Annotated in this window: 11 protein-coding genes and 1 tRNA gene; 7 read left to right on the top strand and 5 right to left on the bottom strand. The window is 63.1% G+C overall.

What is annotated here, in order from left to right; translation table 11 throughout:
• Nucleotides 1-64: 64 nt before the first annotated feature.
• Nucleotides 65-259 (top strand): hypothetical protein, encoded by a 195-nt coding sequence (locus tag ACSQ23_RS03660; protein ID WP_055998504.1) that lies wholly within the window; start codon nt 65-67, stop codon nt 257-259.
• A 4-nt stretch (nt 260-263) separates the two neighbouring features.
• Here ACSQ23_RS03660 and ACSQ23_RS03665 read toward each other — a convergent pair whose 3' ends face one another.
• The 3 genes from ACSQ23_RS03665 to ACSQ23_RS03675 form a co-directional block, all read right to left on the bottom strand.
• The gene (locus tag ACSQ23_RS03665) at nt 264-770 is read right to left on the bottom strand and encodes a GNAT family N-acetyltransferase (RefSeq protein WP_055998503.1); all 507 of its coding nucleotides are present in this window, start codon (nt 768-770) and stop codon (nt 264-266) included.
• A gap of 147 nt (nt 771-917) precedes the next feature.
• Complete coding sequence (gene rpsA, locus ACSQ23_RS03670) at nt 918-2615, bottom strand: 30S ribosomal protein S1 (protein ID WP_055876168.1); 1698 nt, start codon at nt 2613-2615, stop codon at nt 918-920.
• Nucleotides 2616-2808: 193 nt separating this feature from the next.
• Nucleotides 2809-3444, bottom strand: coding sequence for a (d)CMP kinase (locus ACSQ23_RS03675; RefSeq protein WP_055998501.1), 636 nt, complete (start codon nt 3442-3444; stop codon nt 2809-2811).
• Nucleotides 3445-3632: 188 nt separating this feature from the next.
• On the opposite strand from ACSQ23_RS03675, the gene ACSQ23_RS03680 reads away from it, so the two are divergent.
• Together ACSQ23_RS03680 and ACSQ23_RS03685 are read left to right on the top strand one after the other, a co-directional pair.
• On the top strand, nt 3633-4055 hold the full coding sequence (locus ACSQ23_RS03680) for a TIGR02300 family protein (RefSeq protein WP_055876161.1): 423 nt from the start codon (nt 3633-3635) through the stop codon (nt 4053-4055).
• A gap of 204 nt (nt 4056-4259) precedes the next feature.
• Nucleotides 4260-4335 (top strand) — tRNA-Ala (locus ACSQ23_RS03685).
• A 537-nt stretch (nt 4336-4872) separates the two neighbouring features.
• On the opposite strand, the gene ACSQ23_RS03690 is transcribed toward ACSQ23_RS03685, so the two are convergent.
• Both ACSQ23_RS03690 and ACSQ23_RS03695 read right to left on the bottom strand, forming a co-directional pair.
• Entirely contained in the window at nt 4873-5379 is a 507-nt protein-coding gene (locus ACSQ23_RS03690; RefSeq protein ID WP_055998497.1) for a hypothetical protein, read from the bottom strand.
• A 304-nt stretch (nt 5380-5683) separates the two neighbouring features.
• Nucleotides 5684-6802, bottom strand: coding sequence for an epoxide hydrolase family protein (locus tag ACSQ23_RS03695; RefSeq protein ID WP_436089754.1), 1119 nt, complete (start codon nt 6800-6802; stop codon nt 5684-5686).
• Nucleotides 6803-7119: 317 nt separating this feature from the next.
• On the opposite strand from ACSQ23_RS03695, the gene ACSQ23_RS03700 reads away from it, so the two are divergent.
• The 4 genes from ACSQ23_RS03700 (at nt 7120) to ACSQ23_RS03715 (ending at nt 11400) form a co-directional block, all read left to right on the top strand.
• Complete coding sequence (locus ACSQ23_RS03700) at nt 7120-8397, top strand: VpsF family polysaccharide biosynthesis protein (protein WP_436089755.1); 1278 nt, start codon at nt 7120-7122, stop codon at nt 8395-8397.
• A 102-nt stretch (nt 8398-8499) separates the two neighbouring features.
• Nucleotides 8500-9510 carry a sterol desaturase family protein gene (locus ACSQ23_RS03705; protein WP_055876150.1) on the top strand — a complete coding sequence of 337 codons (1011 nt, stop codon included), beginning with the start codon at nt 8500-8502 and terminating at the stop codon, nt 9508-9510.
• Nucleotides 9507-10700: a GNAT family N-acetyltransferase gene (locus tag ACSQ23_RS03710; protein WP_055876147.1), complete on the top strand. Its 1194-nt coding sequence runs from the start codon at nt 9507-9509 to the stop codon at nt 10698-10700. The genes ACSQ23_RS03705 and ACSQ23_RS03710 overlap by 4 nt, the downstream gene beginning before the upstream one ends.
• 454 nt (nt 10701-11154) lie before the next feature.
• Nucleotides 11155-11400, top strand: a complete 246-nt coding sequence (locus tag ACSQ23_RS03715; RefSeq protein ID WP_055876144.1) for a hypothetical protein — start codon at nt 11155-11157, stop codon at nt 11398-11400.
• The last annotated feature ends 259 nt before the right edge of the window (nt 11401-11659 follow it).

Raw genomic sequence — 11659 nt, forward strand, 5'->3', positions numbered from 1 at the left:
GCCCCAAGGACTGCCGGGCCGCTCGGGGCGATGATCAGCGCATCAGATCCGAGGAGACGGACAAATGCTGTACCAGCCCAAGCCCCGCAACAATGCCGCAGCGCTCGCCCGGCACGTGCTCGTCGCCATCGCTGGCGTGTTCGGCGGTCTCGGCCGCGGCCAGTCCGACGGCGCCTATCTCGACGGCATGCGCGGCAGCGAACTCGAAGACCTCGGCCTCCGCCGCGGCGACGATGGCGGCTACCGGATGTTCAAGTGAGCGGTCAATCGAGCTTGCGCACCATGTACCGCGCCTCTGCCTCGTAGCTCAGCAGCTTGCCGTAGAGCTCGGGAACCTCGGTCACCTCGAAGCCGTGGCGCTGCCAGAACGGGATCGAACCGTTCACGGCGACCAGCGTCATGGTGGGGTAGCCCTCGGCGTTGGCGTGCTTGACGAGCGCCTCGACGATCTTCGACGCCGCGCCGACCCGGCGGGTGACCGGCAAGAGGCAGAGATCGTGCAGGTAATAGGTATCGGGCTCGGCCGGCAGCGCCTTCAGCAGCGTGTTGAGCGGTGGCAGCGTGCCATAGAGCCAGGGGTGGCTCAGCACGTAGCCGGCCGGCTTGTCGCCGATCTCGAGCAGGTAGCAGCCGTGCCGGTAGAGCTTCAGGCGCTCGGCCAGCACCTCGGGGGTTTCGAAGAAATCGACATGCACGGTGTCGGCGATGCCCTGCACCGCCGGCAGGTCATAGCTGGTCATGGCGCGCCAGGCGACATCCTTCAAAAGCATCGTTTCCCCCAAACAAAGGGCCCGCACCTGTCGGTGCGAGCCCTCCGGAGCGCTTTCAGGAAAAGTTGCAGACTTTTCCGGTTCGAAAGCGCGACCAAATCAAACAGATGCAGACCCGCGGGGTGCCGAAGCACCCCGCGGAAACGCTTACTTCTCGTCGCGGCCCTTGAGGGCGGCGCCCAGGATGTCGCCGAGCGAAGCGCCCGAGTCCGACGAACCATAGGCGGCCACGGCTTCCTTCTCCTCGGCGATTTCAAGCGCCTTGATGGAGAGCTGGATGCGCTGGGTCTTGCGATCGTACTGGGTGACGCGCGCGTCGACCTTCTCGCCCTTGCTGAAACGCTCCGGACGCTGGTCGTTGCGGTCACGCGACAGATCGGCGCGACGGATGAAGGCGGTCATCTCGGTGTCGTTGATGCGCACTTCGATGCCGCCATCGTTGACCTCGGTCACCGTGCCGGTCACCACGGAGCCCTTGCGGACGCCGTCGCCGCCAGCATCGGCCACTTCGCCGACTGCCAGCTGCTTGATGCCGAGCGAGATGCGCTCCTTCTCGACGTCGACGTCGAGCACCTTGGCCTGGACGATGTCGCCACGGTTGTAGGCCTCGAGAGCCTGCTCACCCGGCTTCTGCCAGTCGAGGTCGGAGAGGTGGACCATGCCGTCGACATCGCCATCGAGACCAATGAACAGACCGAACTCGGTCTTGTTCTTGACCTCGCCCTCGACAACGGTACCCGAGGGGTACTTGTCAGCGAAGGTTTCCCACGGGTTGGCAAGCGTCTGCTTGAGGCCCAGCGAGATACGGCGCTTCTCGGGATCGACCTCGAGCACCATCACTTCGACTTCCTGCGAGGTCGAAACGATCTTGCCCGGGTGGACGTTCTTCTTGGTCCAGCTCATCTCGGAAACGTGGATCAGGCCTTCGATGCCCGGCTCCAGTTCGACGAACGCACCGTAGTCGGTGATGTTGGTCACGCGGCCGGTGAACTTGGCGCCGACCGGATACTTGGCGGCAATGCCATCCCACGGATCGGCCTGCAGCTGCTTCATGCCCAGCGAGATACGGTGGCTCTCGTGGTTGATGCGGACGATCTGCACCTTGATGGTCTCGCCGATCGACAGCACTTCGGACGGGTGATTGACCCGGCGCCAGGCAATGTCGGTGACGTGCAGCAGACCGTCGATGCCGCCGAGGTCGACGAACGCACCGTAATCGGTGATGTTCTTGACCACGCCGTCAACGACCTGGCCTTCCTCGAGCTGCTGGACGATCTCGGAGCGCTGCTCGGCGCGGCTCTCTTCGAGGATCGCACGACGCGACACGACGATGTTGCCGCGGCGCTTGTCCATCTTCAGGATCTGGAACGGCTGCGGCACATTCATCAGCGGGCCGATGTCGCGGATCGGGCGGATATCCACCTGCGAGCGCGGCAGGAAGGCAACAGCGCCTTCGAGGTCGACAGTGAAGCCGCCCTTGACCTGGTTGAAGATGATGCCTTCGACGCGCTGGTTGGCGTTGTACATCTCTTCGAGCTTGACCCAGCTCTCTTCGCGGCGAGCCTTCTCGCGCGACAGCACGGCCTCGCCGACGGCGTTCTCGACGCGATCGACGTAGACTTCGACGAGCGAGCCCACCTTGATGGTGCCGTCACGGCCGGCGGCGCCGAATTCCTTCAGCGCGATGCGGCCTTCGGTCTTCAGGCCGACGTCGATGATGGCGAGATCCTTCTCGATCGCCACGACGGTGCCCTTGACCACGGTCCCTTCCAGCGGCTCGTTCTCGAGGAACGAGTCCAGCAGCAGGGATTCGAAATCTTCCTTGGTAACAGTTTGAACTGCCAAACGACTTCTCCAATGCGCCCGGTGGCTTGAGGTGAAAGGCCCGGTTGCCAATCGCCATGAAAAGGCGATCCGGTGCGCTGGCGCGCGAGCCATGTGGGGTTAGGATGGTTTTCCGCTGCCGGCTCTTGGAACATGCCGGGGGACGAAAGCCGCAAGGTTTGGTTTAGCAGCTCGGACTTGGTGGTTGCCGAAGCTACGCCTTGCGCGCCATGACCCCGTCGACAATGGCGACGGCTGCGCGGAGTGCGGCCTCTATACCCAAGAGCGTGGTGTCCAGCAAGTGGGCATCGGGCGCCTGGTAGAAGCCGCCGTGTGGATTCGCGCGGTCCCGCGCGTCCCGCTGCTCTATCTGGTGATAGAGGGCGTAACGATCAACCACCTGCCCCTTGGCTTCGAGCTGGCGGGCGCGGCGCTCCATGCGGGCCTTGCTGTCGGCGACGATGAACAGCTTCACATCGGCATCGGGACAGACCACCGTGCCGATGTCGCGGCCGTCGATCACGGCGCCGCCCGGCTGGTGGGCATAGTCGCGCTGATACTGCCGCATCGCGAGGCGCACGTCGTTGATCACTGCGACGTGCGAGGCAAGAACACCGGCTTCGGCGCTGGTCAGCTTGTCGACGTCGCTCAGGTGTGCGGCATCCAGCGCACGGGCCGCGGCGATGGCATAGGCCTCGAAATCGGACTTACCCAGATGGTCGGCGACGGCAAGGCCAACGGCGCGATAGAGCAGCCCGGTGTCGAGGTGCGGCAGGCCATAGTGCCGGGCGAGACCGGCCGCCAGCGTGCCTTTGCCGGATGCCGCCGGCCCATCCACCGCAATGATCATTGCCCCTCCGCACCCAGGCTGTTCGCGGCCCTGCCTATCACGCTGGCCGGGCGGGCTGCCAGCATGCCACGACGCTACCCCCAGAGATCGGTCGAGTGCGGCCGCACTTTCGGTTTGACAGGGCGAAACTTTCACCCTAACCGGACGTTTCCCTGCGGGTGGCCCCGCCTTTCTATACGAGGAAGCAATTGGCCAACGACGAACGCGGTACGAAACGGGAAGATCCCGATACCGGCAAGAAGTTCTACGACCTGAATAAGGATCCGATCGTCTCGCCTTATACCGGCAAGTCCTATCCGCGCTCCTATTTCGAGCAGAACGCCGTAGCGGCGGTGCGCGCCAAGGCCGCAGTTGCTCGCGAAGACGAGGATGAAGAGGAAGAGACGGAAGTCGAGGAAGCGGCCGAGCCCGGCGCGCCCGAGATCGTCTCGCTCGAGGATGCCGACGCCGAAGAGGCCGGCGCCGATGACGGTGAAGAGATCCCTGATGTCGAGGACGTCGAAGACGTCGAAGACATCGGCGATGACGACAGCGACGTGTTCCTCGAAGAGGATGAAGACGAGGACGAGAACCTCGACTTCGACGTCGGCGGCGGTGGGGACGAGCGCTAAGCCCGGCCCCCTCCGGCGCGGGTTTGGGTGCGAAAGTCGAGAACTTTCCCCCACCGCGCAGAGCCCACGAAATACCGCTTGCATGCGAGGGGTGACGTGGGTAGATAGCACCGCGCTTCGACGGGAGACCGCCGCGGCGCATACCCAAAGGCACGATACACACGATACAATCGTGCCACCGGATGTGATCCACGGATCGTTGATGGGGCCATAGCTCAGTTGGGAGAGCGCTTGCATGGCATGCAAGAGGTCGTCGGTTCGATTCCGATTGGCTCCACCAAATCCCCGGTTTTCCAGGACCGCCCACGGACATTCTGGATTGTCCGAAGCCTGAGAACTCAGGCGATCAGCCCTAATTGCAGTTGCTCAGCCGTCCAGTGCGATCCGCAAAGGACTACCGCCACTCGCGTGCGGGTTGTGAGTCAATCTGTGAGTCGGCCAGACGGACGGATCCCCGAACCTATAGTGCGGATGTGCGGGCACGGACTGGTGCCGGCGAGGTGATCGAGCGGTCGCCATCCATGGATTTGGCTAGTGCTCGGGTACATCAACTAGGTGCAGGCTGATTTGTCCGACCTCTCGTTCGTTCATGTCGAACTTCACGAGGTTGCCATCGATCCGAAGTCGGAACTCGTCGTCACCCCTTGGGATGGCACCCAGTTCCTGCAACGAGGCCCGCAATTCCTCCTTATCTCCATAACCATGAACCGCACAGTCCGGTATCTGTCCAAGCCGGCCTTCGAATATGGACGCCGTGACCAATGCTCCCGCCACCGTTATCTCGATTCCCACATGCAAACTTAGGGCGTGAGGCTGCCTAGTCTGCGCGGGCCATGTCGAGAAGCCTGCTTGGCCCACTCAGGTCAGGGCACTCTTCATTGATGGGCAACAAGCACAGGTCGACAAACCAATCGCTCGACGCACCGCTGTCGCTGTCCCACTCCATGCTCCCCATCGGCATACTATGTCCGACCACCTTGCCACCCAGTTTCTTGATGCGTTCCTCTGTTTCCCTGGCAGAGCGTTCGGCGCCGCGCACTACACGGTCCAGAATATTGCGTCCCCCGGGATAGCTCATCGCGCACTTCTCAGCGGCGCCACCGGGACGCCCAAAGTACGCAAGCGTGACCTCGGCGATGTCATCTGGCGGTGGTGTCTTCGTGCCATCGATGACGTGGAAGCTTGGCGGCAGTCCCCGCTGCAGCTGACCAATGACGGCCGGGTCGTCACTGCAAACATAAATCCCCGAATGTGGTCGCACCCCATATTGCCCGGCCTGGACACCTCCGACCCCAACTAGGATCACACCCAGAACAATCCCCAAAAACGCTCTCAACAAGTTCCCCAGAATGACAATGCCTCGCCGATATAGAACCCGTGTGGGGCGCGGAATGCTACCCCCACAGATCGACTTAATGTGTGGGGGTTTTGAGGGGGGTATGAGAGGTTGCTTCGGCCCACAGCAAGAAGGGTGCCTTTCTACTGCTTATTCTGGTCAGGCCGAACATGCCTCGCCATGACCTAGCCATCCGAGTCCCGTGGGCAGGCCGTGCCTCGCCCTGGATTTCCGGAATCTCGAGCGCCGGGCGGATGTCCCCCGGCGCTCTTGCGTAACCTTGCCGCAGCGCTCAGCGCTTGAGCAGCGCCGCGAACTCGCGGAGGTCGCCGACGACGAATTCGGGATCCTCCCAGGCCGCGAAATGGCCGGCTTTCTGCATGTCGTGGAACTGCACCACATTGCCGGCGGTCTGCCGATCCGCCCATTCGCGCGGCAGGCGCACGCCGCCGGGGATCGGAACCTCCGTCGCCACCGCGACCGGAACGCCGGTGTTCGTGCCCTTGATGGTCGGCGGCTGCATGGCGTTCTGGCTGTAGATCCGGAACGACGACGCGGCGGTCTCGGTCAGCCAGTAGATCATGATGTTGGTGATCAGCTCGTCGCGACCGAAGCGTTCATCCGCCGCGTCGCCGACGCCCATGCCGGCCATGAAGCTCATGATCCAGGCAGCGAGCCCCACCGGCGAGTCGTTCATCGCGAACGCCAGGCTCTGCGGCTTGGTGGCATGCACCAGGTTGAAGGCGCCATGCGCGAAGAACCACTGCTGGATGGCGCCGGCATAGGCCTGCTCCGGCGGGGTCAGCACCGAGAAATCGGTGGTGTGGTCGGGATAGCCGACATCGGTCACGTGATAGCCGAGCAGCACCTCCGGGTGACGCTGGGCCAGCGACATGGAGATGATCGAGCCGCCATCGCCGCCGGCAGCGATGAACTTGCCGTAGCCGAGCGTCTCGGTCATCAGGCGAGCGAAGAGATCGGCGACCTTGTCCATCGGCAGGGCCGTCCTGCCGGAGAACCCGGTCCCCGGAATCGACGGGACCACAACGTGGAAATCCTCGGACAGCCGCTCGATCACCCGGTGGTAGCGGAAGAACGAATCCGGCCAGCCGTGCAGCAGCAGCAGTGGGGTCGCGTTCGGGTTGCTCGAGGGACGGTGGACGAAGTGCAGGTCCACGCCGTCGATTGCGACCTTGAAGTTGCCGAGCGCGTTGAGCCCGGCTTCGGCGCGCCGCCAGTCGTAGTCGTTGATCCAGTAATCGGTCAGTTGCTTGAGATAGTCGAGATTGGTCCCGATGGACCAGCCCGCATCGGCAGGTTGATCGGGCCAGCGGGTGTGCTGGAGCCGATACTTCAGGTCGGCGAGCTGGGCATCCGGGATGGCGATTTCGAAAGCGGTCGGATTGGTCATGGTGGTCGTCTCCTCTGAATGAGCGGCTTTGGCTGTGAAGGCAGCGAGCAGCGCTGAGGCTGCGAGGGCCCTGGAAAACTGACGGCGGTTCATCTCTCATCTCCACGCTTGTCTGATGGGATGAGGCTACGGGGAGGCGCCGCGAGGGGATTGGAAAAATCCGACAATCACCGACTGGCAGAGGCGGCCGCTCACGAGCGCGCGCCGATGCATACAGCGATACGACCGATCTTAACGCCGCATTTCCGAAGCTGAACTAGCCTTGGCATCGTCGCCAATGTGCCCGGCGGCTGCACCTGATCCAGCCGGATGCCCCAATGAGTTCTACGTCGGCCGGGTTTGACAGATCGCCGACAGATGCCGCGCGCCAGCAGAACGCGGTGTCGCTGCTGTTCTTCTTCTGCGTCGCCGCGGCATTCATCGCCCGCTTCGCCGTGTCGTCGCAGCTGATGAACCGGGTCGTCGCCTACACCACGGAAGCCGGGCCGTTTTACGAGAAGCTGCATTTCGGCACCTATGCCGTGCTGTTCCTGCTGCCGGTCGTGCTGTTCAGCCGGCCGTTCCTGCTGCGCGGCGACGAGATCGGCAAGTTTCGGGCCCTGGTGCGCTACAGCGGGCTGATGCTGCTGCTGGTGCTGTTCATGTTCGTTACCGGGCGGGCAGGCTCGTCAGTCGTCCTGATCGATACCTATCTGGTGACCGGCGGGGCTGGCTTGATCATGCTGGCGCTGAACCCGACGTCGCGCCGGCTGCTCGGCGACGTCACCCTGGGCCTGCTCATCCTCAGCGCCGCCCTCGGGACCCTCGAGGCGCTGACGCAGCAGCGGATCCTGCCTTACGATGCCGTGGAGCTGGGGTTCCGGCCAGTCGGTCTCTCCGAGCACCCGCTGGCGCTCGGCACCACCTGCGCCATTGCCGTGGGTTTCGTGGCGCTGACCAATTGGCGCGTCTGGATCCGTGTCGCCTGCATCATCGTGCTGTTTATCGGAGCCGCGGCCTCCGGCGCGCGCATGGCGCTGCTGGTGACCGTCGTCGAGATCTTCGCCCTCATCATTGTGGTGCCGTGGCCCCGTCTGTCCCAACGCCACCAGCGGCAGGCCAAGCTGTTCGTCTTGCTCGCTGCAGCTGCGGGTGGTGCGGTGCTGACCGGCATCCTGCTTTCGGCGGGCCTGCTCAGCCGCTTCACCAGCACCCTGTTCGACGAGAACTTCTTCGTTCGGGTGAGCATCTATGACGTGTTCAAATATGTGAGCTTCGAGCAGGTCATGTTCGGCATGGACGGCAAGGAGCTCATCAGGATCGTCACCGAAAAGCTCCATATGCCGACGATCGAGAGCGCTCAGGTCGTCATCGTGCTGCTGTTCGGCCTGCCGGTGGCGCTGCTGTTTGCCTGGCTGGTGATCTGGATGCTGCTGCGCATGTTGCGCCATGCCCCGCTCGCCGCCTGGATCGGCGTGGCGGCGACGCTGCTGGCGGCGCTTTCCAACAACACATTTTCGTCCAAGACCCCGATCGTCATGATGATGATCGTCCTGGTGCTCGCCTACAATGCCAACGGCATCAAGGCCGCGCCGGAAAAGCCTGTCCAGGCTTAGCTGCGGGGCCGCCCCATATTAAGGACGATTCGAGTAGGAGCAGGCATCCGCGGCCCCGCTCTGGCATCTTGGCCCCAGTATCTGGATCCTCTCGAGGCCGCGATGATTTCTGACATCGTCGATTTGGTAACCACCAAGCTCGTCAACGCCGTAAGCGGCGAGAACGGCATCACGCTGCTCATCCTGTTCGCGACGGCCTTCGTCAGCGCCCTCGTCGCCTATTGGCGGACGGTAGAGGACAAATCGTTCGGCGATTTCTTCAGCTTCGCGCTGCCCAAGGAGGTGATCATGCATCCCTCGGCGCGCGCTGACCTGCTGTTCTACATCACCAAGCGCCTGCTGATGCCGCTGCTGCTGATCCCCACCGGCATCGTCTTCATCGCGCTGGTCGGCTACGGTACCAACCAGCTGATCAGCTGGATCTTCCAGATCCACGGCCCCCTGCTCGAGGGCCCGACACCCTGGTGGGTGCTGGTGCTGTTCACCGGCTCGATGCTGATCGCCTACGACATCTCGTACTATTTGTACCACGTCGCGCAGCACAAGGTGCCGTTCCTGTGGGAGCTGCACAAGGTGCACCACTCGGCCGAAGTGCTGGTGGGCATTACCAAGGACCGCGTCCATCCGCTCGACGACCTGATGAACCGGGTGTGGGATGGGCTCATTCCCGGCATCTGTTTCGGGGTGTGGAGCATTATTGCGCTCGATCCGGTCGAGCTCACCGTGTTCGGCATCAATGTCTATGCTATGCGCAACCTGCTGATGATGGATTTCGTCCGGCACACCCACTACAAAATCTCGTTCGGGCCGCTCGATAACTACATCCTGTCGCCGCACTGGCATCAGTTGCACCACAGCGCCGACCCGCGTCACTACGACAAGAATTTCGGCCTCCTGCTGTCGATCTGGGATCGGATGTTCGGCACGGCCTATGTTCCCGACCCCGACGAAGAGATGAAGTTCGGGCTGCTCGATCGCGACAAGGACGACTACCAGTCGTTGTTCGGGCTCTATCTGCTGCCGCTCAAGAAGATGGCCGGCCATGTCGCGCGCTGGTTCGGCCGGCGCCCCGCACCGATCACTCCGCCCCCTTCGGAACCCACACAGCCATGAACGTCCATGCTCCCATGGTGCGCCTCGATGATCGTTTCGAGGACTATCGCCTCGAGATTGTCGAGAGCGATGCCCGCCTGGCCGAAATCGGCGCTGCCTGGAACGCCCTGTGGCGGCGCGGCGATGGACTGATCTTTCAGAGCCACGACTGGGTTGCGGCCTGGTGGAGGACCGTGCCGAACCGGGACGGCCGACAGCTGCGGATCGGGCTGATCTGGCGCGGCGACGAGCTGATGGCTATCCTGCCGCTGGCCATCCAGCGCCGCAAAGGCCTCAGATTCCTCGAATGGGCGGCCAATGACTGCAGCGACTATGCCGATGTGCTGATCCACCCGCGCTGCCCGCCCGCCGCGCTCAGCCAGCTGTGGCGGCAGGTGGTCGCTGCCGGCGGGTTCGACCTCTACTTCCTCAACCGGCTGCGGCCGGACGCGAAGTTCCGCGCCCTGCTCGATGCACCCGGTGGCCTGAGCCTACCCGCCAATCGCCGCACCGAAATCTGCTCGCAGGTCGCGGGGGACTGGGCGACGGGGGCCCAGTGGTTCGAGGCGCAGTCGAAGAAAACCCGGCAGAACTACCGGCGCGGGCGCAAGGCACTGGAGGAGAGTGGCAAGGTGGTGTTCCGCCTGCTGCCGCTCGACGAGCCCGCGGGCCCGGTGCTGGCGCGGCTCGGCGAACTGAAGCGGCAGTGGCTGGCGGGGAACGGCCGCGTTGCGCCGCTGTTCGACGCTGGCGCTCCGGCGCTGCCGGCATTGGTCGAGGTGCTGGCGAAGGCCGGCGCGCTCAGGATTTTCGTCATCGAATGCGCGGGGACCACCGTCGCCATTTCGGTCAATTTCGTGCAGCGCGGCACCCTGATGGCGTTTCTCACCAGCTACGATCCGAGCTTCGAGCGCGGTTCGCCCGGGATGGTGCTGCTGATGGATTATGTTCAGTGGTCGATCGACCAGGGACTCGAGATGGTGGATTTCCTCTGTGGTGAGGAGCCGTTCAAGGTCCGCTTTGCCACCCAGACGCTGACCCTGACCTCGGTGATGGGGCCGGCGACGCTGAAGGGCAGGCTCGCCATATTGGTCGACGAAATACGGCTCAGGTCGCAGTCAGCGCTCGATCGGTGGCGAGCCTGGCGTGCCGCTAACGTCAAGCGGCCAGGATCGAGCCAAAGCACCGAGCTGGTGCGCGACGACGCCTAGCGGACGAACCGTCACGAGCGCCCTCGTAGAGCCGCAGCACTCCAGATCCGGTCGTGAACAGAAGCAGCCCAAATGAACACCCCTCCCGCAGACGCGTGCGTGTGGCTTAGCATTTCGCATGTTAAGAGCGAGCTGTTGTTCGGATTTGCCTGCGATCTCTTCCAGAAAGATTCAGCGACCACGGTCGCGCGCCTTGAAGCGTTCACTCGAGGGGGTGCGATAGCGGTGGAGAACTGCCTTCGGTGATGTGGATCCGCCCGCAACGCGCCGTGCACGATCGACGCAAGCTGCCGCACCTTTTCAGTGCTGCGGGGTTGCTCACGGTATCTGAAGCGTTTGCCGAGGTACTGAGTGGCTTTGAGCTAGGGCAAACCCGGCTCCGCCTTGTGGAGCTGCTGCATTCCAATCGCCGAGAGCTATTCCGGGGCGGTACTATTTTCTCAGTATTGCCGAGGTGCGGCGGTACTTCTCGCCCGAGTTCTCGACGCGCTTCGAAGCAATGCCGAACTCGGCGACCTCCTATATCGGGAGTGTCGGAAACGAGCTGCCGGATGACGATGTTACAGTTGTCCCGGCGGCGCTGAGCGATCCAGATCTGTGGATCGATGACACGCTGCTCAGGCATTTTTTCTGCTCCGACCGGCTGACGCAGGCGCTTCGCGCCGCAAAGATTGCGAGCAGGTTCGTTGCTGGGTTTTGACGGAACACTGAATATGGAGAAATGCACCTTCGCCACCCACCCGGGACATGTGTTTGAGTGTTGACCGATTGGCTTCGGCATGTCAGCCTCATGAAGCTTATCGACGATCTACACAAACGAAATTCGATCACGTTATTTCTGCATACATCAAACTGCGCTGGGTAAATGAGGCGATGCTGTTGCGGGTTGGAAATTTGCGAGTGCCTCGAAGTATGATCCAATGAGAGCGATCGTCGATTGGCGGAACACCGGCGTTCGC

The sequence above is a fragment of the Devosia sp. LjRoot16 genome (genome assembly GCF_964252795.1).
GTDB lineage: Bacteria > Pseudomonadota > Alphaproteobacteria > Rhizobiales > Devosiaceae > Devosia_A.